We start from the raw sequence: 25,864 nt of genomic DNA on the forward strand, positions 1-25,864 counted from the left end.
TTCCGGTGCGGCGGAATCGGACCGTAAACAAACCGGAAGGTGGCCCCGCCAATGTTGGTGTCAACACGGAAGCAACTACCGAAGGAAGCCACGAACATGAAGCTCAAGACCACTTTCGCCACTGTCGTCATCGCCGCGGGATTCGCCGCGACCGCGCTCACCGGTTGCGGAACCCAGAACGACAACGCACCGGCCCCCGCGACGCCCGGCGCTTCCGCCGACGTCAATGGACTGCGCATGTACTACGAGGTGCACGGCACCCCCTCGGCCCAGCCGCCGCTGGTCCTGCTGCACGGTGCTTTGTCGGGCATCGGCACCGATTTCGGCCAGCTGATTCCGGAACTGTCCAAGACGCGCCAGGTCATCGCGGTCGAGCAGCAGGCGCACGGCCGTACCGCCGATATCGACCGCCCGCTGCGCACCGCCCAGATGGCCGAGGACACCGTCACACTACTGCGCCAGATCGGAATCCAGCGGGTGGACCTCTTCGGCTACAGCATGGGCGCCGGTGTGGCACTGGAGATCACGCTGAAGCACCCGGACCTGGTACGCAAGCAAATCCTGGCCGCCGGCGGACTGAACGCGGGCGCGATGCACCCCGGACTGCTGGAGGGCTTGGCGGAGCTGCAGCCGGAGCAGCTGCACGGGTCGCCCTTCCACAGCGACTACCTGAAGAACGCGCCCCGCCCCGAGGACTTCCCGCGACTGGTCGGGCGGGTCAAGGAGTACGACCAGAACGATCTGCCCGATGTCGCGCCCGAGGCCGCGCGTCAGATCAAGTCGCCGACGCTGACGGTGATCGGCGACTCCGATATCGTCCGGCCCGAACACGCCGTGGAGATGTTCCGCCTGTTCGGCGGCGGCATCATGGGTGACACCCCGGCGGGCCTGCCCAACGCGCAACTCGCCATCCTGCCCGGCACCTCGCACGTCACCCTGGTGCACCGCCCGGAACTGCTGCTGCCGATGATCCCGGCCTTCCTCGACGCCCCGATCAAGGACGCGAAGTGACGACATCGGACCGACTGCGGGTGGCGCTGATCATCGGCTCCACCCGCTCCGGGCGCTTCGGCCCGACCGTCGCCGACTGGTTCACCACCCGGGTGGCCCGGCGCGCCATCACCCTGGACCGTATCGATCTCGCCACCGCCGGACTACCCGACCAGCTCACCGACCACGACGAACCGGCTCCCGCCGCGGTGCGGGAGCTGGGGGCGCGGCTGGCCGCCGCCGACGCTTTCGTCCTGGTCACTCCGGAGTACAACCGCAGCTTCCCGGCCGCGGTGAAGAACGCCATCGACTGGTTCGGCAGCGAATGGGCCGCCAAGCCTGTCACCGTCATCAGCTACGGCGGCGACTCCGACGGCAGCCACGCCACCGCCCAACTGCGCCAGGTCTTCGCCGAACTGGACGCCGTCCCGATCCGCCGCACCGTCGGAATCGCCAGGGCCTGGCAGCGTTTCGCCCCGGACGGCAGCTGGCCCGGCCGCGACCCCGAACTCGAGGACGCGGCCCGGGGCATGCTCGACCAACTGACCTGGTGGGCAACCGCTTTGCGCGAAGCCCGCGGCAAGACCCCGTTCGTGCTGTGACCCCGCTACTCCTCGGGTTTGGCCCAGCGGCCGCGAGCCTGGCTGACGTGCTCGCGCAGGAATTTCTCGACGGCTTCCTGATCCCTGGATTCGATCAGGTCGACGATGGTGAAATGCTCCCGCGCCACCTCGACCAGCGCGCCCTTCTTCGCCAGGGATGCCAGGCCGAACAGGCGGGTGTGGTCGCGCAGGTCGGAGACGAGCGCGGACAGGCGCGGATTGCCGGCGTAACCGAGCAGCGTCAGGTGGAAGACCTGATCGGCAGCGGTGTATTCGACCAGGTCGCCTTGCTCGGCTCCCGTGACGATCCGGGCCGCGAGTTCACGCAGGCGGGGGAGGTCTTCGGCGGGGATCAGCGGGGTGACATCGCGGACGGTGGGCGGTTCGAGCAGGAGCCGGAGCTGGGTGATGTCATCGAGATCCTTCTCGGCGACCTCGATGACGCGAAAACCCTTGTTGGGCACGATCGTGATGAGGTTCTCGCGCGCCAGATCCTGCATCGCCTCCCGGACCGGAGTGGCGGAGACGCCGAACCGGGCGCCGAGCGCCGGAGCCGAATACACCGCGCCCGGCTCCATTTCCCCCGCGATGATCGCCGCGCGCAGCGCCCGCGACACCTTGTCGCGGAGGTTGGTCTTCTCCATCTGCGCGAAGTGTTCGATACTCACCTGATCGTTTCCCCTGCCGTGATCCGCTGATTCGATCGGTCGCCAGCATTCTATGCCATGTCACGTTGCATACAGGGCGCTCATCGCTCGGCGGCCTCCGCGTCGACGGCCCGCAGTGACTTCCCGGAGGTCTCCTTCGCCAGGCCGACCGCGAGCACCGAGATCAACGCCGCCGCAACAAGATACAGGGAGATCGGCACCGAGCTGTGGAAACTGTTGAGCAGGCTGATGGCGATCAGCGGTGCCAGTGAACCCGCGAGAATCGGGGCGACCTGATAGCAGAACGACAGCGCCGTATAGCGGACGTGCGTCGGGAACATCTCCGTCATCAGAGCGGAATACGGTGCGTAGGTGAGAGATTCGATGGCCAGGCCCAGCGTGATGGCGATGATGATGAGCGCGTAATTGCCGGTGTCCATCATCGGGAACGCCGCGAAACCCCAGCCCGCGGTGAGCACCGCACCGGTGAGATAGACCGGCCGGCGACCGATCAGATCCGAGAGCAGGCCCGCGGCCGGGATCATGCCGATGTGCAGGAGATGGGCCACGAGCATCAAGGCCAGGATCGGCGCGGTGTCCACGTGCACCACCAGCTTGAGATAGGTGATCGAGAAGGTCACCACGATGTAGTAGAGGATGTTCTCGGCGAAGCGTGCGCCGATACCGATCAGGACCTCGCGCCGATGGTGGCGCAGCACCTCGACGATGCCGAGCGAACGATGCTGCTCCGCTTCGGCTTTGGCCTGCGCCTCGAGGAAGATCGGTGCGTCGTCGACGCTGGAGCGCACCCAGTACCCGACTAGGACGACGATGGCCGACAGCCAGAATCCGATCCGCCAGCCCCAGGACAGGAACTGGTCGTCGGACAGATTCGCGGACAGGACCAGCATCACGACGGTCGCGAGGACGTTGCCGAGCGGCACACCCGCCTGCGGCCAGCTGGCCCAGAAGCCGCGGCGGTTGTCCGGGCTGTGTTCGCTGACGAGAAGCACCGCGCCGCCCCATTCGCCGCCGAAGGCGAAACCCTGGATCAAGCGCAGGGTCACCAACAGGATCGGCGCCCAGTATCCGATGCTGTCGAATCCGGGCAGGCAGCCCATAAGAAAGGTGGTGATTCCGACGACCACCAGGCTGAGCTGCAACAGCGCCTTGCGCCCGATCCGGTCGCCGAAGTGGCCGAACAGCAAGCCGCCGAAGGGCCGAGCCAGGAAACCGACCGCGTACAGCGCGAACGCGGCGATGATGCCGTCGACGGCATTGCCGCTGGATCGGAAGAACACCTCACCGAAGACGAGCGCCGAAGCGGTGCCGTAGAGGAAGAACTCGTACCACTCGGCGACGGCGCCGGCCATGGCCGCGGCCACGATGCGGCGTAGTCCGGCGGGTGCCCCGGCTTTCCGTCCGTCGAGTTGCTGTGTGGTCGCCGGGGTGTCGTCGACAGCCGTCATGGTGCTCCGCCCTCATCGCTTGGTGCTGTGTGACATTGCACCGTAGAGAAGTGACCGCGCTCACGCAAGTGGTTGCGTGACACCGGCCACACCGGCTAGCTTCAGTGCAATGTCACACGGCACTGCGGTGACAGCGGCGGCCGGGCGCACTTCCCCGGACTCTCGATTCGATGGAGGCCCTCAATGTCCGAAACGACCGCGTCGACTGTGCACAAGCCCTGGCACGGGGTACTGGTCGCGACGACCCTGCCGTTCACCGCGGACCTCTCGGTCGACTACGACGCCTACGCCGCACACGTGGCGTGGCTGGCGGCCAACGGCTGCCACGGCGTGAGCCCGAACGGCTCGCTCGGCGAATACCAGACCCTCGACGACGACGAGCGGGCTCGGGTGGTGACCACGGCCATTGCCGCCGCACCGGCGGGATTCACGGTGATGCCGGGTATCGCCGCCTACGGAGCGCTCCAGGCGCGCCGCTGGGCCGAACAGGCTGCCGAGGCCGGCGCGCAGGCGGTAATGCTGTTGCCGCCCAACACCTATCGCGGCGGCCGGGACTCGATCCTCGATCACTACCGCACCGTCGCGCAGGTCGGTCTGCCGATCGTGGCCTACAACAACCCGATCGATACGCGCATCGACCTGACCCCCGGCATTCTGGCCGAGCTGCATGCCGAGGGCCTGATTGTCGGTGTCAAGGAGTTCACCGGCGACGTGCGCCGCTTCTACGAAATCAAGGAGCTGGCACCGGAACTCGATGTGCTCATCGGCTCCGACGACGTGGTGCTGGAGCTGGGGATCGCGGGTGCGGTCGGCTGGGTCGCGGGATACCCGAACGCGATTCCGCAGGCGACGATGGAGCTCTACAACGCCTCGGTGAACCGCGACCTGGACAAGGCGCTGCCGATGTACCGCGATCTGCACAAGCTGCTGCGCTGGGATTCGAAGACCGAGTTCGTGCACGCCATCAAGTTGTCGATGGATCTGGCCGGGCGGCCGGGTGGCGCATGCCGTCCGCCGCGGGTGCCGCTCGCACCCGAACTGGCCGCGAAGATCACCGCCGACACCCGCGAGGTGCTGGCCAAGGGCTACCGGTAAATCTCCACGTGCACAAAGGAAGTGGGAACGCGATGACCTTCATGGTCGAAGACTTCGCCGATACGACGGCCGCCGAGGTCGATGCCACCGTCGATGCCGCCGCAAGCGCTGCCGGAGCCTGGGCGGCAAGGGAATTGGCTGACCGGGCTCGGGTCCTGGACGGTATTGCCGACCGGCTCGACGCGCATGCCGGGGAGCTTGTTCCGCTGGCCATGCGGGAGACCCACCTGCCGCAGCCGCGGTTGACGGGTGAGCTGAAGCGCACCAGCTTCCAGCTGCGGTTGTTCGCGCAACAGGTGCGCGACGGTGGTTTTCTCGATGTCCGCATCGATGGCGCGGATGCCGAGTGGCCGATGGGTGCGCCGCGACCGGACTTGCGGCGCATGAACATTCCGCTCGGCCCGGTGCTCAACTTCGCGGCGAGCAACTTTCCGTTCGCGTTCTCCGTCGCCGGCGGCGACACGGCCTCGGCGTTGGCTGCTGGGTGCCCGGTCATCGTGAAGGCCAATCCGGGGCATCCGGCGCTGTCGCGGGCAGTGGGCGCACTCGTCGCGGAGGCGATTGCCGAATGCGATGCTCCGCAAGGCACTTTCGGTCTGATCTTCGGTCGTGCCGCCGGGGTCCGGGCGCTTACCCATCCGGGGGTCGCCGCCGTAGCCTTCACCGGTTCCACTGCGGGTGGGCGTGCACTGTACGATCTTGCTTGTGCACGACCGGTGCCGATTCCGTTCTATGGCGAATTGGGGTCGATCAATCCGGTATTCGTGACGGCCGACGCGGCGCGCTCGCGGGCGGGGGACATCGCCTCGGGACTGCTCACAGCGGTGAGTTCCAGTGCGGGGCAGTTGTGTACGAAGCCCGGGCTGGTAGCGGTGCCCGAGGGGGCTCCGGTGCTGGCCGAGCTGATCGGTGCCGCCCCGGTGCCGACCGGGGAGCTGCTCAACGAACAGATCGCCGCCGGGTTCGCCGGAGCTGTCGAGCACATGCGGGCGCATCCGGATGTGCGGGTGCTCGCCGGTGGTAGCGCTGGGCAGGCCTTGCTGCTGACGACCACCGCACGGGCGGTTCTGGGTGATCGCGATGGACTCATGCGCGAGATGTTCGGTCCCGCAACATTAGTGGTGACCTATCAGGACACCGCGGAGCTGCTGGAGCTGGCCCGGTCGCTGCACGGCGAGTTGACGGTCTCGGTATTCGCCGAGCAAGCCGACGACACCACCCGGGCGCTGCTCGCCGCCGCGTCCGGTGTGGCCGGCCGGGTGCTCTGGAACGCCTGGCCCACCGGGGTTTCGGTGACCTACGCCCAGCAGCACGGCGGCCCCTACCCGGCCACCACCGCCCCGGCGACGACCTCGGTGGGTACCGCGGCGATGACGCGATTCCTGCGTCCGGTGGCTTTCCAGTCGGTACCAGAGGATCTGCTGCCGCCGCCATTGCGGACCGCGAACCCGCTCGATGTACCGCGCTCGGTGAACGGGGCACGCCCGCAATGATTCTCGACTCGTCCGGCGCGGCGGCCCCAGCCGGGACCGACGTGCTGATCATCGGCGGCGGCATGATCGGATGCGCGCTCGCGGACCGGCTCGCCCTCGACGGTGCGTCGGTGCGGGTCTGCGAAGCGGGCGGTCTCGCTTCCGGGACCACCGCGCACGGTGAGGGCAATGTGCTCGTCTCGGACAAGGGTCCCGGCCCGGAACTGGCGCTTGCGCAGTACTCCCGTGAGCTGTGGCCCGGCGTCCTCGACCGCCTTGCCGAACGGGCACCCGAGGAGGCCGCGGCCGTCGAATGGGAAGCCAAGGGCGGCATCGTCGTTGCCACCACCGAGGCCGGAGCCGTCGCGCTGGACGAGTTCGCCCGGAGCCAGCGGGCAGCCGGGGTGCGGTGCGAGAACCTCGACGCGGATCAGCTGGCGACAGCCGAGCCCGCGTTGACCCGGGAGGTGACCGCGGGCGTCTACTACCCCGACGACGCCCAGGTGCAACCCGTCGGCGCGGCGGCGGCCCTGATCGGGTCCGCCGTCGCAGCCGGAGCCGTAGTCGAAACACGATGTGCGGTAACCGGTCCCATTCTCTCGGCTGGTCGGCTCATCGGCGTGCTGACCAGCCGAGGGCCGCGCTACGCGGAGGTCGTGATCAATGCGGCCGGACCGTGGTCGGGTCCGGTCTCCGCACTGCTCGGCGCTCCGATCGCGGTCAAACCCCGCCGCGGCGACGTACTGATCACCGCGCCGCTGCCGCCGACCGTTTTCCACAAGGTCTACGACGCGGATTACGTTGGCGCGGTCGGCAGTTCAGACGCCGCCTTGCAATCCTCGGCCGTGGTCGAATCGACGCGCGGCGGACCACTACTGCTCGGATCCTCGCGCCGCCAATGCGGTTTCGACGACCGGCTGCGGCCGGACAGCCTGGCCGCCATCGCGCGCAAAGCGCTACGCCTGTACCCGGTGCTCTCCGACGTGGCGATCATGCGCGCCTACGGCGGGTTTCGCCCCTACGTCGACGACCACCTGCCGGTCCTTGGCCCCGACCCGCGACTGCCCGGACTCTGGCATGCGACCGGGCACGAGGGCGCCGGTATCGGTCTCTCGGTCGGCACCGCGCAGCTGCTCGCCGCCGCGCTCGCCGGCGTGCCTGGCGCGATCGACATCGCCTCCTTCGCCGTGGACCGCCCGGCTGTCATCGACTCCCTATCGCTCGAACCGACCCCGGAGACGTCGCGGTGATCAGCAAGGCCGCGACCGCCCACGCAGCAAGCATGGAGCACGTATCTGTATGAGCCCCAGATTGATTCCCTCCAAGTCAGATCCGATCGGCCGCGCGGATCGGCCGCTGACAATCGTGGTCGATGGTGCCGAGGTACCCGGTGTGCACGGTCAGACCCTTGCCGCGGTCCTGCTGGCCGCCGACCGCTCGCACTGGCGCACCGCGCCGAATGGCGCACGGCGCGGCGTGTTCTGCGGGATCGGTATCTGCTTCGACTGCGTCGCCACCGTCAACGGGGTGCCCGATATTCGACTCTGCCGGCGCCCCGCGCGCGACGGCGACGCGATCGTCACGCAGTCCCGGGTGCCCGGGGGTGAGCGATGAGCAGGCACGTGGTCGTGGTCGGCGGCGGACCCGCCGGTGCCGCCGCAGCGGAATCCGCGCTGCGGCACGGTGCGACGGTGACCTTGATCGATTCGAACGAGGCGCTCGGCGGGCAGTACAACCGGCGGATCCCCGCTGCCTACGGAGTTCGCCGCCCGCTCGCCATCGGACACGGCTACCGCGCGTCCGAGCGGCGTGCGCGGTGGTTGCGGGAGCACCCGCGCTGCGAATACCTGCCTTGGGCCTCGGTCTATCAGATCGAACGGCACGCCGAAAGCGGCTGCCCCGCCGTGCGATTGCTACTCGGCGTCGAAGGCGACCAGCGGGTGCATCGCGTCGTGCAGGGTGACGCGCTGGTGCTCGCGACCGGCGCCTACGACCGGGTGTGCCCGTTCCCGGGCTGGGATCTGCCCGGTGTCTACACCGCCGGCGCCGCACAGACTCTCGCGAAGACGCAACGAGTCCTGGTCGGGCAGAAGGTCTTGCTGTCGGGCACCGGCCCGTTCCTGCTCCCTGTCGCGCAGTCCCTCGCGCAGGGTGGCGCCGATGTTCGCGCGGTGCTCGAAGCCAATCCCGGCCGCCGGATCATGCGGCAGTGGGCAGCCAGACCATGGGAGCTGCGGCACAGTCTCGGCAAGGCCGCGGAGTTGGCCGAGTACATCGGTTCCGGTGTGCGGCACCGTATTCCACTGCGCACCGCGAGCGCCGTCGTCGCCGTGGCCGGTGCCGGTCGGGTCGAGGAAGCCACCGTCGCCCGCCTCGACGAGAACTGGACGCCGATACCCGGCAGCCACACCACCGTGCCGGTGGATGCCGTCGCGGTCTCGCACGGGTTCACCCCGCAGCACGAACTCGCGGTTGCCGCCGGAGCGGGATTGACCGCGGACGGCTTCGTGCAGGTCGGCGACACGCAGCGGACTACCGCCGAATCCGTCTGGGCGGCAGGTGAAATCACCGGAATCGGCGGCGCCCAGGTCGCTGCCGTGGAGGGCTGGGTCGCCGGAATGAGCGCGGCCGGAGCAGATCCCGGCTCCGACCGTGCGCTGCGGGCCAGGCATCGCACGGCCGAACAATTCGTGGCCCGGCTCGCGGCCGCGCATCCGATCCGGCCCGGCGTGCTGACCTGGTCGCGGCCCGACACCGTCGTCTGCCGATGCGAGGGCACCACCCGCGGCGAACTGGCCGACGCCTGGCACCGCGCCGCGGGCACGGGCTACCGGCCCGCCAAACTCGCCACCCGCGCCGGACTCGGGCCGTGCCAGGGCCGGATCTGTGCCGCGAATATCGGCGCGCTGCGCGGTGCGGAATGCCCGGACGGCGCCGCGGCCGTGCCCGGGCTCGCGGCCGCCACCCCCGCTTGGCGCCCACTCGCCGACCCGATCCGACTGCGCGAACTCGCCGATCTCGATACCGAAGGACAGCCCTGATGCACAGCAGCATGATCATCTCCGCCATCGATACCCACACCGAGGGCATGCCCACCCGGGTGATCACCGGCGGAATCGGCACGATTCCCGGCGACACGATGGCGCAGCGGCGCACCTACTTCCTCGAAAACCTCGATGGCCTACGCAAACTGCTCGTCAACGAGCCGCGCGGACACGCGTCGATGAGCGGGGCGATTCTGCAGCCCGCCACCACCCCCGACGGCCACTACGGGGTGCTGTTCATCGAAGTCAGTGGGCTGCTGCCGATGTGCGGGCACGGCACCATCGGGGTCGCGACCGCCCTGGTCGAGGCGGGCATGGTTCCGGTCACCGAGCCGATCACCGAGATTCGGCTCGACACACCGGCCGGACGAGTCGTGGCCACGGTGAATGTCAGTGCAGGGCATGCGGATTCGGTCACTCTGCGCAATGTGCCCGCCTACTGCGACAGCCTGGACAACGATGTCGAGGTGCCCGGTCTGGGGACGGTGCGCTACGACATGGCCTACGGCGGGAACTTCTACGCCATCGTCGATCTCGGCAAGCTCGGTCTACCTTTCGATCGCGGGCACCAGGATCGGATTCTCGACGCCGGATTGCGAATCATGGAGTCCATCAACGAGTCCCGCCGCCCCGTGCACCTGGAAGACCAGCGGATCTCCGGATGTAAACACGTCCTGTTCCTGGATCCCGCTTCCGAGCCCGCGCACACCCGCAACGCCATGGCCATCCACCCCGGCTGGTTCGACCGTTCCCCCTGCGGCACCGGCACTTCCGCGCTGCTGGCCCGCCAGCACGCCCGCGGGCTGATCTCCGGTGACCAGGTGCTGCGCAACGACTCCTTCATCGGCACCACCTTCTACGCGCGCGCTCTCGACACCGGCACGGTCGGCGGTCATCCCGCCATCGTGCCCGCCATCGCCGGGCGAGCCTGGCTGACCGGGACGGCGAACTATCTGCTCGACCCGTCGGACCCGTTCCCCGAGGGCTTCGTCTTCTAGCGCGGCCTCCTCCCGTCCCAACTGTTCACCTATCACCACCTGAAAGGCCACGACAATGACTGTCGTAACTCGGCGCCCACGCCTGCCCATGACCAGAAGCGGGGTGATGCGGCGCATGCCCGTCACCACCGAGGACACCGGCGATTTCAAGAAGAGCATGGGCCTATGGCAACTAGTGGCGCTGAGCCTGGGCGGACTGGTCGGCGCCGGCGTCTTCTCGCTCGCCGGCGTCGTGGCCAACGAGGTGTCGGGACCGGCCGTGCTGATCTCGTTCCTGATCGCCATCATCGCCTCCGGTGCGGCGGGCCTGTGCTACGCCGAATTCGCCGGCATGGTCCCGAAAGCCGGGTCGGCCTACACCTATTCCTATGTCGCGCTCGGCGAGATCATCGGCTTCATGATCGGGTGGGATCTGCTGCTCGAGTACACCGCGATCGTCTCCGTCGTCGCGATCGCGGTCTCCGGGTACCTGAACTACATCACCCACTACATCGGATTCGACTTGCCCACTTGGGCTCTCGGCGCTCCAGGCACCGGTGCCGGTCACAAGGTCGACCTGTTCGCGATGGTGCTCTGCCTGCTGCTCGCCTTCCTGCTGTCGCGGGGCACACGCGAATCCGCCCGGGTGCAAACCGGACTCGTCATACTGAAGATGGTGATCGTCGCGGTAGTCGTCATCGCGGGCGCCTTCCACATCAAGGCGGGCAACTACACCCCGTTCTTCCCGTTCGGCGTCGGCAGCGCGGTTTCCGGTGCGGCCCTGGCCTTCTTCGCGGTCTACGGCTACGACGCCATGAGCGCGGCCGCCGAGGAATCCAAGGACGGCAAGAAGCTGCTGCCGAAGGCGATCCTGATCAGCCTCGGCATCGCCTCGGTGGTGTACCTGCTGGTCTGTCTCGTCATCGTCGGCATGGTCAACTACACCGAAATCACCGTGGCCTCACCGTTTTCCAGCGCCTTCGACACGGTCGGCATGGGCATCCTCGGCCTCGTGATCGCGGTCGGCGCGGTCGTCGGCGTCACCACCTCGGCCTTCGCCAACATGCTCGCCGTCACCCGCGTGGGCTTCGCCATGAGCCGCGACGGCCTGCTGCCCTCTTACTTCGGCAAGAACAGCGCACGCCGCAAGGTGCCCACCCGCGTGATCTGGCCGGTCGGCATCCTGTCCGCCGTCATCGCCGGCTTCCTGCCTATCCGGGAAGCCGCCGAACTCACCAACGTCGGAATCCTGATGGCGTTCATCGTGGTCGCGGTGGGCGTGATGCAGCTGCGCCGCACCCGGCCGGACGCCGAACGCGCGTTCCGCACCCCCTGGGTTCCGGTCGTCCCACTGATCGGCATCGGTTTCTCCCTCTGGCTGATCAGCCACCTGGACGTGGTCACCTGGCTGCGCTTCATCGCGTGGCTGCTGCTGGGGTTGGCGCTGTACGTCGGCTTCGGGTACCGGAATTCGAAATTGAACGAGACAGCGAGCTGAGAATCCAGCCCTGACACGAAGGACCCGGCCCCCCTCATGCGGGCCGGGTCCTTTCTCGTGTGTCAGCTCTTGGCGATGGCCTCGAAAACCTTGGGGTCCACCAGGGTCGAGGTGTCGCCCAGTTCGCGGCCTTCGGCCACGTCGCGGAGCAGGCGGCGCATGATCTTGCCGCTGCGGGTTTTCGGGAGCTCCGGGACGACATGGATCTCGCGGGGGCGGGCGATCGGGCTGATCGCGCGGGAAACTTCGGCTTTCAGTTCCGCGACGAGTTGCTCGCCGGTATTCGTCGCCTCGGCGGTGAGGATGACGAAGGCGACGATGGCCTGGCCGGTGGTGGCGTCGGTGGCGCCGACGACGGCGGCTTCGGCGACACCGGAGTGGCCGACGAGGGCGGATTCGACTTCGGCGGTGGAGATCCGGTGGCCGGAGACGTTCATGACGTCGTCGACGCGACCGAGGACCCACAGGTCGCCGTCCTCGTCGAGCTTGGCGCCGTCACCGGCGAAGTACCAGCCTTGCGAAGCGAAACGGTCCCAGTAGGTTTCGCGGAAGCGGTCCATGTCGCCCCAGATGCCGCGCAGCATCGACGGCCACGGCTCGTCGAGGACCAGCAGGCCGGAACCGTTGTCCAGCACGGCGCCGTCGTCGTCGACGACCTTGGCGCTGATGCCCGGCAGGGCGGCCATGGCGGCGCCCGGCTTGGTAGCGGTGACGCCGGGCAGCGGGGAGATCATGATGGCGCCGGTTTCGGTCTGCCACCAGGTGTCCACGATCGGAGTCCGGTTGCCGCCGATGACTTCCCGGTACCAGCGCCAAGCCTCCGGGTTGATCGGCTCGCCGACCGAACCCAGCAGGCGCAGCGAGGACAGATCGTGGGCGGCGGGAATCTCCTTGCCCCACTTCATGAATGTCCGCACCAGCGTGGGCGCGGTGTAATAGATGGTGACGCCGTACTTTTCGATGATCTGGAAGTGGCGGTGCTCGTCGGGGGAGTTCGGGGTGCCCTCGTAGACCACCTGGGTGGTCCGGTTGGAGAGCGGCCCGTACACGATGTAGCTGTGTCCGGTGACCCAGCCGATGTCGGCGGTGCACCAGTAGACGTCTTGTCCGGCTTTGTGATCGAAGACGTTGTGGTGGGTGTAGGAGGCCTGGGTGAGGTATCCGCCGGTGGTGTGCAGGATGCCCTTGGGTTTTCCGGTGGTGCCGGAGGTGTAGAGGATGAATAGTGGGTGCTCGGCGTCGAAGGCCTGCGCCTGGTGATCCGGGGACGCGTCGGTGACGGTGTCATGCCACCAGAGGTCGCGGCCCTCGGTCCACGGCACGTCGATTCCGGTGCGGCGCACCACGAGTACATGCTCGACCGACGAAGGCGTACCGCCGAGCGCCTCGTCGACCGCGGCTTTCAGCGGCGCCGCGGTACCCCGCCGCCACTGGCCGTCGGTCGTGATGACCAGGCGCGCACCGGCATCGTCGCAGCGCTGCCGCAGCGCGGTGGGGGAGAAACCGGCGAACACCACCGAGTGGGTGAGTCCGAGCCGCGCGCAGGCCAGCATCGAGATGATGGCTTCGGGCACCATCGGCATATAAATCGCGACCCGGTCACCGGCCCGCAGGCCGAGCTCGGTGAAATAGTTCGCGGCCCTGGATACTTCGGCCAGCAGCTCGCTGTAGGTCAGGTCCCGGGAATCACCCGGCTCACCCTCCCAGTGGATGGCGACCTGATCGCCGTACCCGTCCAGCACATGCCGATCGACGCAGTTGTAGGCCACGTTGAGCTTGCCGTCGACGAACCACTTCGCGACCGGCGCGTCCGACCAGTCCAGCACCTGCGACCACGGCTGCTCCCAGTGCAACCGCCGCGCCTGCTCGGCCCAGAACTCGAGCCGGTCGGCGGTGGCCGAATCATACAGGGCCACACCGGCATTGGCGGCCGCGGCGAACTCCGCGTCGGGCTCGAAGGCCATGGTGGCGTGGTCGGTTGCGCTGGTCACTGGGGAAACTCCAATCAAAGATCAAGGGAGGCACGGAAGTTGGGCCCCGGCCTCCGCCGGGGCCCAACTGAGCGCCGCGCCGTTGCGGCTATTCGCTACCGGCGATCAGTGCGCGATCGCCTTTTCAGCACCGACACCGGTGAGCGAACGAACTTCCATCTCCGCGGCCAGGGCCTGGCTCTCCTGGCGTCGGGCACCGATAAAGGTGCCGATCACGCCGAGCGCGAAAGCCAATGGGATGGAGACGATTCCGGGATTCGACAGCGGGAAGTAGTCGAAGTCCATGTCCTTGAGCATCGCGGTCTTGTTGCCCGACACCGCGGGCGAGAAGACGATCAGCACGATGGTGGAGATCAGGCCGCCGTACATGCTGAACAGCGCGCCGGTGGTGTTGAACCGCTTCCAGAACAGCGAGTACAGGATGGTCGGCAGGTTCGCCGCCGCCGCGACCGCGAAGGCCAGCGCCACCAGGAACGCGATGTTCTGACCGTTGGCCAGGATGCCCAGGCCGATGGCCAGGACGCCGATCACTACCGCGGTGATCCGGGAGACCCGCACCTGCTTGTTCTCGTCGACTTCGCCCTTCTTGATGACACTGGCGTAGATGTCATGGGCGAAGGACGCCGACGCGGTGATGGTCAGACCGGCGACCACCGCGAGGATGGTGGCGAAGGCGACCGCGGAGATCACGCCGAGCAGGATCACGCCGCCGAGTTCGAAGGCCAGCAGCGGAGCCGCCGAGTTCTGTCCGCCCGCGGCGGCCAGGATCCGGTCCGGTCCGACGATCGCGGCCGCACCGTAGCCCAGCACCAGGGTGAACAGGTAGAAGGCGCCGATCAGCGCGATCGCCCAAACCACCGAGCGCCGTGCCTCTTTCGCGGTCGGCACCGTGTAGAAGCGCATCAGCACGTGCGGCAGACCCGCGGTGCCCAGCACCAGCGCCAGACCCAGCGACAGGAAGTTCAGCTTGGACATCGAGCTGCCGCCGTACTGCGCGCCGGGGGCGAGCACGTCACGGGAGGCGACGGCCTTGTTCGTCGAATCCGAGACCATGTTCTGGGCCGAGCCGAGGATCTCGGAAAGGTTGAAGCCGAACTTGGCGAACACCATGATCGTCATGAGCCCAGCGCCCGCGATCAGCAGCACCGCCTTGATGATCTGCACCCAGGTGGTGCCCTTCATGCCGCCGACCAGCACGTACACGATCATCAGCACGCCGACGACCGCGATCACCACGGCCTGACCGGACTTGCTGGAGATATCGAGCAGCAGCGCCACCAGACCACCGGCGCCCGCCATCTGGGCGAGCAGGTAGAACAGCGACACCGTCAGCGTGGTGAGCGCGGCCGCGGTGCGTACCGGCCCTTGCTTGAGCCGGAAGCTCAGTACGTCGGCCATGGTGAATTTGCCGGTGTTCCGGAGCATTTCGGCGACCAGCAGCAGCGCTACCAGCCACGCCACCAGGAAGCCGATGGAGTACAGGAATCCGTCGTAGCCGTATACCGCGATGGCGCCGGCGATGCCGAGAAAGCTTGCGGCCGAGAGATAGTCGCCCGCGATGGCGATGCCGTTCTGCGGGCCGGTGAAGCCGCGGCCACCGGTGAAGTAGTCGGCGGCGGTGCGGGTGTTGCGGCTGGCCCGGATCACCACGACCATGGTGATCACGACGAACAGGCCGAAGATGGCGATATTGGCCAGCGGCTCACCGACGGTCTCGGCGGCCAGGTACTGCGTAGTGGCGAGACTCATGCCTTATCGCCCTCCATGTAGTTGCGGATGGCGGCGGCGCGCGGATCCAGTTCCTTGTTGGCGAACCGGACGTAGAGCCCGGTGATCACGAAGGTGGACACGAACTGTCCGAGCCCGAGCAGCAGACCGGTGTTGATGTTGCCGAACACCTTGGTCGCCATGAAGTCGTGCGCGTAGGCGCCGAGCAGCACGTAGCTCACGTACCAGAGCAGGAACAACGCGGTCATCGGGAACACGAAGCGCCGCAGGCGGCTTCGCAGTTCCTGGAACTGCGGACTCGATTGCACCTCGGCGAAATCTTCGGCGCTCGGGACGCGGGGCGGCTCCGAGCCGCCCTTGTCGAGATCGATACTCATCAGGTTGGTCCTCGCTGTGACGTGGCTTACTGCGCTGAACGGTAACCGGAGCATCATGAGGATTCGATGATGTGGCCCAGCTCACTCCGCGAAGGTGCGCGATTGTGCGCCGAACGGTCGGCGCGCCGCGACGAACGGTCGCGGCTAGCCGCTGTGCAGCCGGCGCTCCCGATCAGCGCCCATGCCCAGCCGCTCCGGTGCGTGCATACGGACGAAGATGCGGCCGACGCTGCGCGGTGCGAGCCCCCGGGTCACCTTGCTGACCAGGACCATCGTCACGAACGCCAACGGCACGCTGATTGCTGCCGGATAGCCGAGGATCGCGGCGGGCCACCCTCCGGCTACCGCGCCGGAAATCCCGCCCGTCACCGAAACCACGGTGGCGCCGCCCGAGGTCAGTCCGCCCGCGACCAACCCGGCCGCCGCGCCGGTCGCGGTCAGCCCGCGCCACCAGATCCCCAGGATCAGCAGCGGGCACAGCGTCGAAGCCGCCACCGAGAACGCCAGCGCCACCGTGCGGGACAGGTCCAGCGAGGTGACGGTGACCGAAAGCACCAGCGGCACAAGGCCCGCCGCCAGCGCCGCGATCCGGAAATCCCGGATCCGCCCGCGCAGCATGTCGGTACTGAGCACGCCCGCGATACTGACCAGCAGCCCCGAAGAGGTGGACAGGAACGCCGCGATCGCACCGGCGGCGGCCAGCGCGGCCAGCAGTTGCCCGGGTAATCCGCTCAGCACCGAACTCGGCAACAGCACCACCGCCGCATCCGAAGTTCCCGTGATCAACAGCTCCGGAACATAAAGCCGCGCAAACACTCCCAGCAGAATCGGGCTCAAATAGAACACCCCCACCAACCCGATCACCGTCAGCGCCGTCGCCCGCGCGGCCCGCCCATCCGGATTGGTATAGAACCGCACCAGCACGTGCGGCAACCCCATGGTCCCCAGAAACGTCGCGATGATCAGCGAATACACCTGATAGGTCGGGTGCTGCCCGCCGAACCCGCCCCCCGGCGTCAACCACGTCGCACCATCGGCCGGTGCCCCACTCACCACCGGCACCGCCGACCCGGCCGCCAGCACCAACTTGGTCCCGGCCCCCAACTCGTGCTCCCCGGCGGCCAGTATCACCGTCGCATCCAGCGGCCGCCCGTCGAGCCGCCCGTCGATCGAAACCCGCTGCGGCGCCGCCACTTGCACCACCACATCGGTACTCACATCCACCGTCGTCCGCACGGTGACGACCGGGGGAGCGGGCGACCCCAGCGGCCGATCCTCACTCAGAAAATGCCCGAGCAGCACCAGCGCCGGCAACGCCACCGCCGTCAACTTCAACCAGTACTGGAACGCCTGCACCAACGTGATCGACCGCATCCCACCCCCGGCCACATTCGCGATCACAATCGCCCCCACCGCCAACGCCCCCACCCAACTCGGCACCCCGAGCAGAATCCGCAAAGTCAGTCCAGCACCTTGGAATTGGGGAATCAGATACACCCCGCACACCAGCACCACAACCACAGCCGCCAGCCTGCGCAACCGCACCGACCCCAACCGGAACTCCGCGAAATCCGGCACCGTGTAGGCCCCCGACCGCCGCAGCGGCGCGGCCACGAACAACAGCAACCCCAGATACCCGGCCGTAAACCCGACCGGGTACCACAACGCATCAGCCCCATACTTCGCGATCAGCCCCGCGACCCCGAGAAACGAAGCGGCCGAGAGATATTCACCGGAAATCGCGGCAGCATTCCATCGCGGCCCCACACTGCGCGACGCCACCAGGAAGTCGGACGTGGTCCGCGCCATCCGCACGCCATAGGCCCCGATCGCCACCGTCGCGAGCGCCGCAAACAGCAACGCGCAAACGGTGAGCACCGGCGCGGTCCCCATCACCGCCGCCCAACCCTGTGCGAGGCCACGAGGAAGTCGGAGGTAATGCGCGCCATCCGCGTGCCATCAACCCCCACTGCCACTAACGCGCAGCCCGCGGACAGCGCGGAGGCCGCAGTGCGCACAGGTGCGGCCCTCATCACCGTGCCCTTCCCTCGGATGCTTCACAGACCGGGTTGATGCTTCGCAGCCCTTGCCGCAGGTCGGTGGGGCTGTGAAGCATCGCCAAGGGTTGTGAAGCTTGGGTGGGAGGGGGCACGGTCAGTCCTCGGCCAGTTCGAGGAAGTCGTGTTCGTTGCGTTCGGCCAGGTGGCGGTAGAGCCAGCCGACGGCGTACAGCGCGGGGTAGACCAAGAGGCCCAGCAGGAGCCATGGCAGGCGGATGCCGAGTACGACCAGGGAGCCGATCGATTCAACGCGGAAAAGTAAAGGCAGGGAGCACAATACGAGCACCGTGACCAAGGCCATGCGGAGGGCGAGACCGAGCTGGGCGCGGATCAGGCCGCCGATCAGTGCCTCGCCGATCTCCGTCTGCTCCTCGACTTCGAGGCGGGTGTGGATGCGTCGGGCGCCGCGGCGTTCGGCCAGGACGACGCGCTGGCGTACCGGCCGCTGCGGGCCCGTCACCGATTGGTCCAGTTCTGCCGGGGGCCGTTGATCAGTCGCTGCTTCAGTTCACGTACTTGGCGGCGGCTGACCGGAAGTTCCACTGCGGCAGCATTTCCCTCGGCGCGCAGGCACACCACTGTGCCGGTGCCGACGGTGCGCAGCCCTGTCACCAGTCGCAGCGCCACCAGATAGGACCGGTGGACACGCAGGAAACCCGCGTCCTCCCAGCGGGATTCGAGCGCCGACAGCGGAATCCGCACCAGGTGCGAGCCGTCACTGGTGTGCAGCCGGGCGTAATCGCCGTCGGCTTCCACCCAGCTGACGCTGGACCGCGGTACCAGCGTGGTCACCCCGCCGAGCTCCACCGGGATGACCTCGTTCGGGTCGGTCCGCGGCAGTTCCGGGAGGGGTGTGCTCGACTCGGCCGTCATACCGCGGGTCCCGGCGATCCGGCGCACCGCCTCCGCCAGCCGCGCCTCCCGCAACGGCTTGAGCAGATAGTCCGTCGCACCCAGGTCGAAGGCGGCCACGGCGCGGTCGTCGTGCGCGGTCACGAAGACCACCGCGGGCGGGTTGGCGAACTCCGAGAGGATCCCGGCCAGCTCCATCCCGTCCAGTCCGGGCATATTGATATCGAGGAACACCGCGTCGACCGGATGGGCCCGCAGTTCCCGCAGCGCCGAGGTCGCGTCGGCCGCCTCGTGGATCTCGCCGACGCCGGGTTGCGCGCGCAGCAGGTAGACCAGCTCGTCCAGAGCGGGTTTCTCGTCATCCACGGCCAGCACGCGCAAGGTGCCCGCCGCACTCTCCGTGGTCGGTGTCACAATCGCTCTATCGTAAGCTGAGAGTGTGGGCCGTTTCGTATTCCTGCTGCTGATCCTCGCCGTGCTGGCACTGGTGGCGTGGTGGATCTCGCGCGAGTGGTCCGGAAACGTCGAACGTGTCGCCGGCGCCAAAGCCGCGGTCAATCGGGATCTGGATCGGATGAGCGGGGAACTGGCCCGGCTCGATCCCGACGACGGCGCCGCACTCGCGGCCATGGCCGAGGCGGTCGATCGCCTGAACACCGCGCGCGAACAACTGGCCTCGTCGACAACCCTCGGTCAGGTCCGGGTCGCGAAGGAAACCGCGCGCGGGGGCATGTACTTCATCCGGAAGGCCCGCCAAGCCATGGGCCTCGACCCCGGCCCGCCGCTCCCGAAGTGAGACCAGGCCGATTCAGGCGCTGATACCCGCACGGAATTTCGGCACCCGCATGCTGACCTTGGTGCCGGCGCCGGGCGCGGTGTCGACCACCAGCCCGTAGTCGTTACCGAATGCCGCCCGCAGCCGGTCATCCACATTCGCCAGGCCGACATGTGCTGATTCCCCGGAACGCGCTGGCCCCGAACCGGTTTCGACGGCATCCAGCGCCCCGGACCGCAGCAGATCCGGATCCATTCCGGCACCGTCGTCCTCCACACTGATCACACAGTCGGTGCCCGCGTCGGCGGCGACGATGCTGATGGTCCCGCGTCCACCCGACCCACCCAGCCCGTGCCGCACCGCGTTCTCGACCAGCGGTTGCAGCGCCAGGAACGGCAGCACCACACCCAGCACCTCGGGCGCGATCTGCAACCGCACCTGCAGCGCGTCCCCGAACCGGGCGCGTTCCAGCTCCAGATACCGCTCGATATTGCGCAGTTCGTCGGCCAGCACCGTGAATTCGCCCGCCGTGCGGAAGGAGTACCGGGTGAAGTCGGCGAATTCCAGGATCAGCTCGCGCGCCCGATCGGGGTCGGTGCGCACGAACGAGGCGATGGTATTCAGCGCGTTGTAGATGAAGTGCGGGCTGATCTGTGCGCGCAGCGCTCGTACTTCCGCCCGGTCCAGCCGCGCCCGCGACGCGTCCAGCTCCGCCAATTCCAGCTGCCCGCAGGCATATCGAGCTACCTCCGCGACCGCTCCGAGCCGCCCGGGACCGGGCTGGCCGGTCGTCACCACCCCCAAAGCCCCCGCCACGCCCGCATTCTCGATCAACAGCGGCTGCGCGATCAACGTCCGCCCGGTGTGCTCGGCCCGCCCCGGACCCGGCACCAGCACCGGCCGCTCGGTGGCGACGGCGCGTTTGGCCGCATCGGTGAAGTACTCGGCCAGCTCGGCGTGCGCCCCGTCCCAGGCCAGCAGCGTGCCATCCGCGTCGGCGACCCCCAGCGCCTCACCGCCGGTGAGTTCCCGCAGATGCGGCGCCGCCTCCTGCGCCGACCGATCGGTGAGCCCGCCGCGCAACGGCCGCGCCGCCAGCGAGGCGGTGTGCAACGCCGAATACACCGCACGCTCGGCGGGTGTCGTCACCACCCGCCGGGTGCGCGACCACACCAGCAGCGCCAGGGCCAGCAGCACGGCCGAAACCGTCACCGCCACAACCGCGGTCGTCACCGCGGACCAGAGGAGCTCGGCGGGTGCTCACCTGGGCGGCGATACAACAGCGAATCCATGCGCTGATTATGGGCGCAGACCGAACCCGGGGTGTCACGGCGCGCTCGCCTCGCCCGGCCATCAGCTATTGCGACACGTGTGTCTTACGACACTGCCTGGCGGATTTTCGTCGAGTATGGGTGGTGCGCAGGTGATTTGCGGCACCTTGCCTGGAAGCTTGCCAAAGATCGTCCAGGCCCGGCGCTCTGGTCGTTTCAGACCCTCGGAAATTTGCATAGACTCCAACGGTCGCTACCGGCCGTTGGAGCCCCAACCGCCCGCCCTTGTTACCCACCGCCCGCCATTGTTCCCCAACCGCCAACCCCCGTTGAGACTAAGGAGGGAAGGACCGTCTTGGCTGCCTCGTCCGGATCGTTCGTTCACCTGCACAACCACACCGAGTACTCCATGCTCGACGGTGCCGCCAAGATTTCTCCACTGTTCGCGGAGGCGAAACGGCTCGGGATGACGGCGGTCGGCATGACCGACCACGGAAATATGTACGGCGCCTCGGAGTTCTACAACTCCGCGAAGAGCGCCGGCATCACCCCGATCATCGGCATCGAGGCCTACATCGCGCCGGCCTCCCGCTTCGACACCAAGCGCGTGCTGTGGGGCGATCCGAGCCAGAAGGGCGACGACGTCTCCGGCTCCGGCGCCTACACCCATATGACCATGGTCGCCGAGAACGCGACCGGTTTGCGCAACCTGTTCAAACTGTCGAGCTTGGCCTCCCTCGAGGGTCAACTGGGCAAGTGGGCCCGTATGGACGAGGAGATCATCGCCCAGTACGCCGAGGGCATCATCGCCACCACCGGCTGCCCCTCCGGCGAGGTGCAGACCCGCCTGCGCCTGGGCCACGACCGCGAAGCCCTCGAGGCCGCCGCGAAGTGGCAGGAGATCTTCGGCAAGGACAACTTCTTCCTCGAGGTGATGGACCACGGCCTGTCCATCGAGCGCCGGGTCCGCGAGGGCTTGATCAATGTCGGTAAGCAGCTGGGCATTCCGGCGCTGGCCACCAACGACTGCCACTACGTCACCAAGGATCAGTCCACCAACCACGAAGCGCTGCTGTGTATTCAGACCGGCAAGACGCTTTCGGATCCCACCCGCTTCAAATTCGACGGCGACGGCTACTACCTGAAGTCCGCCGAGGAGATGCGGGCGATCTGGGACGCCGAAGTACCCGACGCCTGCGACAACACGGTGCTGATCGGCGAACGCATCCAGCCCTACGACGACGTGTGGGCCTTCAAGGACCGCATGCCGGTGTTCCCCGTCCCCGAGGGCGAGGACCAGGATTCCTGGCTGCGCAAGGAAGTCGACCGCGGCCTGGCGCGCCGGTTCGCCGGGGGCACGGTTCCCGAGGAGTACTACTCCCGCGCCTACTTCGAACTCGACGTCATCAAGCAGAAGGGCTTCCCGGCCTACTTCCTCGTCGTCGGCGACCTCGTCGAGCACGCCAAAGAGGTCGGCATCCGCGTCGGACCGGGCCGTGGTTCGGCCGCCGGTTCGCTGGTCGCCTACGCGCTGGGCATCACCAATATCGATCCGATCCCGCACGGCCTGCTGTTCGAACGGTTCCTGAACCCGGAACGCCCGTCCGCCCCCGATATCGATATCGACTTCGACGATCGCCGCCGCGGTGAGATGGTCCGCTACGCCACCGAGAAGTGGGGCAGCGACCGCGTCGCCCAGGTGATCACCTTCGGCACCATCAAGACCAAAGCCGCGATCAAGGACTCCGCGCGAGTCCTGTTCGGCCAGCCCGGCTTCGCGATCGCCGACCAGATCTCCAAGGCGCTGCCGCCGCCGATCATGGCCAAGGACATCTCGGTCGCCGGCATCACCGATCCGGATCACGAGCGCTACAAGGAAGCCGCCGAGGTCCGTGAACTCATCGGCTCCAACCCCGATGTCGCCAAGATCTACGAGACCGCGCGTGGCCTGGAGGGCCTGATCCGCAACGCGGGCGTGCACGCCTGCGCGGTCATCATGTCCTCCGAGCCGCTGCTGGACACGATCCCGATCTGGAAGCGCGCCCAGGACGGCGCCATCATCACCGGCTGGGATTACCCGTCGTGCGAGGCCATCGGCCTGCTGAAGATGGACTTCCTGGGTCTGCGCAACCTCACCGTCATCGGTGACGCCCTGGAGAACATCAAGAACAATCGAGGCCTCGACCTCGACATGGACAACCTGCCCCTGGATGATCCCGCGACTTACGAATTGCTGTCCCGCGGTGACACTCTGGGCGTCTTCCAGCTCGACGGCGGCCCCATGCGCGATCTGCTGCGCCGCATGCAGCCGACCGGCTTCAACGACATCGTCGCCGTGCTCGCGCTGTATCGCCCCGGCCCGATGGGCATGAACGCGCACAACGACTACGCCGATCGCAAGAACGGCCGCCAGCCCATCTCCCCGATCCACCCGGAGCTGGAGGAGCCGCTCGCCGACATCCTCGCCGAAACCTATGGTCTGATCGTTTATCAGGAACAGATCATGTTCATCGCGCAGAAGGTCGCCTCCTACTCCATGGGTAAGGCCGACGCGCTGCGTAAGGCCATGGGTAAGAAGAAGCTCGAGGTGCTGGAGGCCGAGTACAAGGGCTTCCGCGAGGGCATGATGAACAACGGCTTCTCCGAGGCCGCGGTGAAGGCCCTGTGGGACACCATCCTTCCGTTCGCCGGGTACGCGTTCAACAAGTCGCACGCCGCCGGCTACGGTCTCGTCTCCTTCTGGACCGCCTATCTCAAGGCCAACTATCCGGCCGAATACATGGCCGGCCTGCTCACCTCCGTCGGTGACGACAAGGACAAGGCCGCGGTCTACCTGTCGGACTGCCGCCGCCTCGGCATCACGGTGCTCCCGCCCGACGTCAACGAATCCGAGATGAACTTCGCCTCGGTCGGCACCGACATCCGCTTCGGCCTGGGCGCGGTCCGCAATGTCGGCGCCAACGTGGTGTCCTCGATCATCACCGCGCGCAAGGAGAAGTCGAAGTTCACCGACTTCTCCGACTATCTGAACAAGATCGACGCGGTGGCCTGCACGAAGAAGGTCACCGAATCCCTGATCAAGGCGGGCGCTTTCGATTCGCTCGGGCATCCCCGCAAGGGCCTGCTGCTGATCCACTCCGACGCCATCGACGCGGTGATGACCACCAAGAAGGCCGAGGCGATCGGCCAGTTCGATCTGTTCGGCGGCGTGGACGCCGACGACTCGATCAGCTCGGTGTTCAATGTCGCCGTCCCCGACGACGAATGGGAAACCAAGCACAAGCTCGCCCTGGAGCGGGAAATGCTCGGCCTCTACGTCTCCGGCCATCCGCTCAACGGTGTCGAACATGTGCTGGCCGCGCAGGTGGATACCCAGATCCCGGCGATCCTGGAAGGCGATGTCTCCGACGGAGCCCAGGTCACCATCGGCGGCATCCTCGCCTCGGTGAACCGCCGGATCAACAAGAACGGTCTGGCCTGGGCCTCGGCGCAGCTGGAAGATCTGACCGGTGGCGTCGAGGTGCTGTTCTTCCCGCAGTCGTACTCGGTGTTCGGCATGGACGTGGTCGAGGACGCGGTCGTGCTGGTGAAGGCCAGGGTCTCGGTCCGCGACGACCGGATCTCGCTGATCGCCAACGATCTCGTCGTCCCCGACCTGTCCTCGATCGGGGTCGCCAAACCGCTCTCGGTCATCCTGACCACCCGCATGTGCACGCCCGACAAGATCGGCGAACTCAAGCGGGTGCTCACCAGGCACCCCGGCACCTCCGACGTCCACGTCCGCCACGTCGGCGCCCGCGAGCGGACCACCCTGATGAAACTGGGTGACAACCTGCGCGTTTCGCCGTCCTCGGCACTGATGGGCGATCTGAAGGCGCTACTCGGCCCGAACTGCCTGGGGGTCTAGGAGCGGGTTGCAGTTCGCGCACTACTCCAGGTGGGCGAGCTGCTTCTCGGCGGTCAGGCAGCCGAGTGCGACGGCCGCGTGGTACCAACCGCGGGCTTCAGCTCCGCGGCCTTGTCCGCACAGCAGATTCCCGAGACCGGTGATGGCCGCCGGGTAGCCGGCTTCGGCGGACTTGCGGCACCAGTCCTCGGCCGAGTCCACTTTGCCTTGGCCGAAGTGGAGTAGCGCCAGGTTGAACATCGCGATGGCGTCACCTGCGTCGATCGCCTTGCGGTACCACTCCTCGGCTGCGGCGACCGCCCCCTGGTCGCGGAGTTCATCCCCGCGAAAGCGCATCGGTCTCGGGTCACCGGCTTCGGAGTTTTCCAGGTACCAACTGGAAGTGCGGAGCGCGTTCTTTCCATGGTGCAGCATCATCAGCAGGTTCGGCGCGCTGCTGTCACCGAGTTCGGCGGCATTGCGGATCCACATATCGGCCTCGAAAATCGAGTCCCGCTCTTTGAGTAGCATCGCCAGGGAAATCATCGCAGCCGTGTTACCCGCATCGGTGGCACGGCGCAGGCACTCCTCGGCTTCGTCGGCCCGATCCCATTGCTTCAAAAGAGCGACAAGGGGATCGATCGCCTCGGGGTCACCGAGTTCCGCGGCCTTGGTGTACCACTCCTCGGCCTGGGTGAGCTCACCCAGCTCTTCGGAGACCGCGCCGAGGCGGATCATGACCGCGGTGTCGCCAGTGGTTTCGGCATGCTCGACAAGCGCACACCGCGCCAGCGCCAGCAGCTGCTTCGCGGCGATCAGCACCTGTTTGTCGAAGTCGATTTCGGACTGCCAGATTTCCTCGGGCCAGTCCCAATGAGCCATCCTCGGATCTGATTCCGCCGGCGGGAGTTCGGAGATGTCCACGTAGCGGGCGGTGAGCAGGTTCCGGAGCACCTCGAACTCCTCGGAGACGACCTCCCGCAGCGGCTCCATTCCACTCGCGACCGCGCCTGCCGTGAGTGCCGCGAACACGGTGTGCACATTTCGCCGCATCGGCCGATCCTCCCGTGTTGTGCGCAACCCGAGGCCGAGAACCCAAGTTGCTCAACCACTTTCCGGCAGGCACCGTA

The 25,864-nt window shown here is 67.4% G+C and carries 21 protein-coding genes; 11 read left to right on the plus strand and 10 right to left on the minus strand.

Annotation, left to right across the window (positions count from 1 at the left end; translation table 11 throughout):
- Positions 1 to 96: 96 nt before the first annotated feature.
- Both IBX22_RS31885 and IBX22_RS31890 read left to right on the plus strand, forming a co-directional pair.
- On the plus strand, positions 97 to 1,011 hold the full coding sequence (locus IBX22_RS31885; protein WP_194819446.1) for an alpha/beta fold hydrolase: 915 nt from the start codon (positions 97 to 99) through the stop codon (positions 1,009 to 1,011).
- Entirely contained in the window at positions 1,008 to 1,592 is a 585-nt protein-coding gene (locus IBX22_RS31890) for an NAD(P)H-dependent oxidoreductase (RefSeq protein ID WP_309234869.1), read from the plus strand. The genes IBX22_RS31885 and IBX22_RS31890 overlap by 4 nt, the downstream gene beginning before the upstream one ends.
- Positions 1,593 to 1,597: 5 nt before the next feature.
- Here the strand turns inward: IBX22_RS31890 and IBX22_RS31895 are convergent, their stop codons facing one another.
- Together IBX22_RS31895 and abaF are read right to left on the minus strand one after the other, a co-directional pair.
- Positions 1,598 to 2,260 (minus strand): GntR family transcriptional regulator, encoded by a 663-nt coding sequence (locus IBX22_RS31895; RefSeq protein ID WP_309234870.1) that lies wholly within the window; start codon positions 2,258 to 2,260, stop codon positions 1,598 to 1,600.
- A gap of 80 nt (positions 2,261 to 2,340) precedes the next feature.
- Positions 2,341 to 3,708, minus strand: coding sequence for a fosfomycin efflux MFS transporter AbaF (gene abaF, locus IBX22_RS31900; protein WP_194819447.1), 1,368 nt, complete (start codon positions 3,706 to 3,708; stop codon positions 2,341 to 2,343).
- Positions 3,709 to 3,891: 183 nt separating this feature from the next.
- Here abaF and IBX22_RS31905 point away from each other — a divergent pair, with 183 nt between their 5' ends.
- The 7 genes from IBX22_RS31905 to IBX22_RS31935 all read left to right on the plus strand — a co-directional run bounded on the left by IBX22_RS31905 (position 3,892) and on the right by IBX22_RS31935 (position 11,794).
- Positions 3,892 to 4,803 carry a dihydrodipicolinate synthase family protein gene (locus IBX22_RS31905; RefSeq protein ID WP_194819448.1) on the plus strand — a complete coding sequence of 304 codons (912 nt, stop codon included), beginning with the start codon at positions 3,892 to 3,894 and terminating at the stop codon, positions 4,801 to 4,803.
- 32 nt (positions 4,804 to 4,835) lie between these two features.
- Positions 4,836 to 6,296: an aldehyde dehydrogenase (NADP(+)) gene (locus tag IBX22_RS31910; protein WP_194819449.1), complete on the plus strand. Its 1,461-nt coding sequence runs from the start codon at positions 4,836 to 4,838 to the stop codon at positions 6,294 to 6,296.
- On the plus strand, positions 6,293 to 7,525 hold the full coding sequence (locus tag IBX22_RS31915; protein ID WP_194819450.1) for an FAD-binding oxidoreductase: 1,233 nt from the start codon (positions 6,293 to 6,295) through the stop codon (positions 7,523 to 7,525). The genes IBX22_RS31910 and IBX22_RS31915 overlap by 4 nt, the downstream gene beginning before the upstream one ends.
- Before the next feature lie 49 nt (positions 7,526 to 7,574).
- Positions 7,575 to 7,889 carry a (2Fe-2S)-binding protein gene (locus IBX22_RS31920; RefSeq protein ID WP_194819451.1) on the plus strand — a complete coding sequence of 105 codons (315 nt, stop codon included), beginning with the start codon at positions 7,575 to 7,577 and terminating at the stop codon, positions 7,887 to 7,889.
- Positions 7,886 to 9,316, plus strand: a complete 1,431-nt coding sequence (locus IBX22_RS38175; protein WP_194819452.1) for an NAD(P)/FAD-dependent oxidoreductase — start codon at positions 7,886 to 7,888, stop codon at positions 9,314 to 9,316. Before IBX22_RS31920 ends, IBX22_RS38175 begins: the two co-directional genes overlap by 4 nt.
- A complete protein-coding gene (locus IBX22_RS31930) occupies positions 9,316 to 10,317 on the plus strand; it encodes a proline racemase family protein (RefSeq protein WP_194819453.1) in 1,002 nt (333 codons plus the stop codon). The genes IBX22_RS38175 and IBX22_RS31930 overlap by 1 nt, the downstream gene beginning before the upstream one ends.
- A gap of 106 nt (positions 10,318 to 10,423) precedes the next feature.
- Positions 10,424 to 11,794 (plus strand): amino acid permease, encoded by a 1,371-nt coding sequence (locus IBX22_RS31935; RefSeq protein ID WP_228539801.1) that lies wholly within the window; start codon positions 10,424 to 10,426, stop codon positions 11,792 to 11,794.
- Between the two features lie 62 nt (positions 11,795 to 11,856).
- Here IBX22_RS31935 and acs read toward each other — a convergent pair whose 3' ends face one another.
- From acs to IBX22_RS31965, 6 genes are all read right to left on the minus strand, one after another.
- On the minus strand, positions 11,857 to 13,758 hold the full coding sequence (gene acs / locus IBX22_RS31940; RefSeq protein ID WP_194819559.1) for an acetate--CoA ligase: 1,902 nt from the start codon (positions 13,756 to 13,758) through the stop codon (positions 11,857 to 11,859).
- A 132-nt stretch (positions 13,759 to 13,890) separates the two neighbouring features.
- On the minus strand, positions 13,891 to 15,534 hold the full coding sequence (locus IBX22_RS31945) for a cation acetate symporter (protein ID WP_194819455.1): 1,644 nt from the start codon (positions 15,532 to 15,534) through the stop codon (positions 13,891 to 13,893).
- Positions 15,531 to 15,890 (minus strand): DUF485 domain-containing protein, encoded by a 360-nt coding sequence (locus IBX22_RS31950; RefSeq protein WP_194819456.1) that lies wholly within the window; start codon positions 15,888 to 15,890, stop codon positions 15,531 to 15,533. The genes IBX22_RS31945 and IBX22_RS31950 overlap by 4 nt, the downstream gene beginning before the upstream one ends.
- 144 nt (positions 15,891 to 16,034) lie before the next feature.
- Positions 16,035 to 17,783 (minus strand): cation acetate symporter, encoded by a 1,749-nt coding sequence (locus IBX22_RS31955; protein ID WP_194819457.1) that lies wholly within the window; start codon positions 17,781 to 17,783, stop codon positions 16,035 to 16,037.
- A 261-nt stretch (positions 17,784 to 18,044) separates the two neighbouring features.
- Complete coding sequence (locus tag IBX22_RS31960) at positions 18,045 to 18,410, minus strand: hypothetical protein (protein ID WP_194819458.1); 366 nt, start codon at positions 18,408 to 18,410, stop codon at positions 18,045 to 18,047.
- On the minus strand, positions 18,407 to 19,216 hold the full coding sequence (locus IBX22_RS31965) for a LytTR family DNA-binding domain-containing protein (RefSeq protein ID WP_194819459.1): 810 nt from the start codon (positions 19,214 to 19,216) through the stop codon (positions 18,407 to 18,409). Before IBX22_RS31965 ends, IBX22_RS31960 begins: the two co-directional genes overlap by 4 nt.
- A 25-nt stretch (positions 19,217 to 19,241) precedes the next feature.
- Here IBX22_RS31965 and IBX22_RS31970 point away from each other — a divergent pair, with 25 nt between their 5' ends.
- Entirely contained in the window at positions 19,242 to 19,598 is a 357-nt protein-coding gene (locus tag IBX22_RS31970) for a hypothetical protein (protein ID WP_194819460.1), read from the plus strand.
- A 12-nt stretch (positions 19,599 to 19,610) separates the two neighbouring features.
- Here IBX22_RS31970 and IBX22_RS31975 read toward each other — a convergent pair whose 3' ends face one another.
- Positions 19,611 to 20,810 (minus strand): sensor histidine kinase, encoded by a 1,200-nt coding sequence (locus tag IBX22_RS31975; RefSeq protein WP_194819461.1) that lies wholly within the window; start codon positions 20,808 to 20,810, stop codon positions 19,611 to 19,613.
- Between the two features lie 393 nt (positions 20,811 to 21,203).
- Between IBX22_RS31975 and dnaE the strand changes: the two genes are divergently transcribed.
- Positions 21,204 to 24,755: a DNA polymerase III subunit alpha gene (gene dnaE / locus IBX22_RS31980; protein ID WP_194819462.1), complete on the plus strand. Its 3,552-nt coding sequence runs from the start codon at positions 21,204 to 21,206 to the stop codon at positions 24,753 to 24,755.
- 21 nt (positions 24,756 to 24,776) lie between these two features.
- On the opposite strand, the gene IBX22_RS31985 is transcribed toward dnaE, so the two are convergent.
- Positions 24,777 to 25,787 (minus strand): tetratricopeptide repeat protein, encoded by a 1,011-nt coding sequence (locus IBX22_RS31985; protein WP_194819463.1) that lies wholly within the window; start codon positions 25,785 to 25,787, stop codon positions 24,777 to 24,779.
- Positions 25,788 to 25,864: the final 77 nt, after the last annotated feature.

The sequence above is a fragment of the Nocardia sp. XZ_19_385 genome (assembly GCF_015355755.1).
Classification (GTDB): domain Bacteria; phylum Actinomycetota; class Actinomycetes; order Mycobacteriales; family Mycobacteriaceae; genus Nocardia.

What these genes read in the sequence shown, in the direction of transcription:
- IBX22_RS31885 (WP_194819446.1), top strand. Translation starts at nt 97, where the DNA reads ATGAAGCTCAAGACCACTTTCGCCACTGTCGTCATCGCCGCGGGATTC.
- abaF (WP_194819447.1), bottom strand. Translation starts at nt 3,708, where the DNA reads ATGACGGCTGTCGACGACACCCCGGCGACCACACAGCAACTCGACGGA.
- IBX22_RS31905 (WP_194819448.1), top strand. Translation starts at nt 3,892, where the DNA reads ATGTCCGAAACGACCGCGTCGACTGTGCACAAGCCCTGGCACGGGGTA.
- IBX22_RS31910 (WP_194819449.1), top strand. Translation starts at nt 4,836, where the DNA reads ATGACCTTCATGGTCGAAGACTTCGCCGATACGACGGCCGCCGAGGTC.
- IBX22_RS31915 (WP_194819450.1), top strand. Translation starts at nt 6,293, where the DNA reads ATGATTCTCGACTCGTCCGGCGCGGCGGCCCCAGCCGGGACCGACGTG.
- IBX22_RS31920 (WP_194819451.1), top strand. Translation starts at nt 7,575, where the DNA reads ATGAGCCCCAGATTGATTCCCTCCAAGTCAGATCCGATCGGCCGCGCG.
- IBX22_RS38175 (WP_194819452.1), top strand. Translation starts at nt 7,886, where the DNA reads ATGAGCAGGCACGTGGTCGTGGTCGGCGGCGGACCCGCCGGTGCCGCC.
- IBX22_RS31930 (WP_194819453.1), top strand. Translation starts at nt 9,316, where the DNA reads ATGCACAGCAGCATGATCATCTCCGCCATCGATACCCACACCGAGGGC.
- IBX22_RS31935 (WP_228539801.1), top strand. Translation starts at nt 10,424, where the DNA reads ATGCGGCGCATGCCCGTCACCACCGAGGACACCGGCGATTTCAAGAAG.
- acs (WP_194819559.1), bottom strand. Translation starts at nt 13,758, where the DNA reads ATGGCCTTCGAGCCCGACGCGGAGTTCGCCGCGGCCGCCAATGCCGGT.
- IBX22_RS31945 (WP_194819455.1), bottom strand. Translation starts at nt 15,534, where the DNA reads ATGAGTCTCGCCACTACGCAGTACCTGGCCGCCGAGACCGTCGGTGAG.
- IBX22_RS31950 (WP_194819456.1), bottom strand. Translation starts at nt 15,890, where the DNA reads ATGAGTATCGATCTCGACAAGGGCGGCTCGGAGCCGCCCCGCGTCCCG.
- IBX22_RS31955 (WP_194819457.1), bottom strand. Translation starts at nt 17,783, where the DNA reads ATGGGGACCGCGCCGGTGCTCACCGTTTGCGCGTTGCTGTTTGCGGCG.
- IBX22_RS31985 (WP_194819463.1), bottom strand. Translation starts at nt 25,787, where the DNA reads ATGCGGCGAAATGTGCACACCGTGTTCGCGGCACTCACGGCAGGCGCG.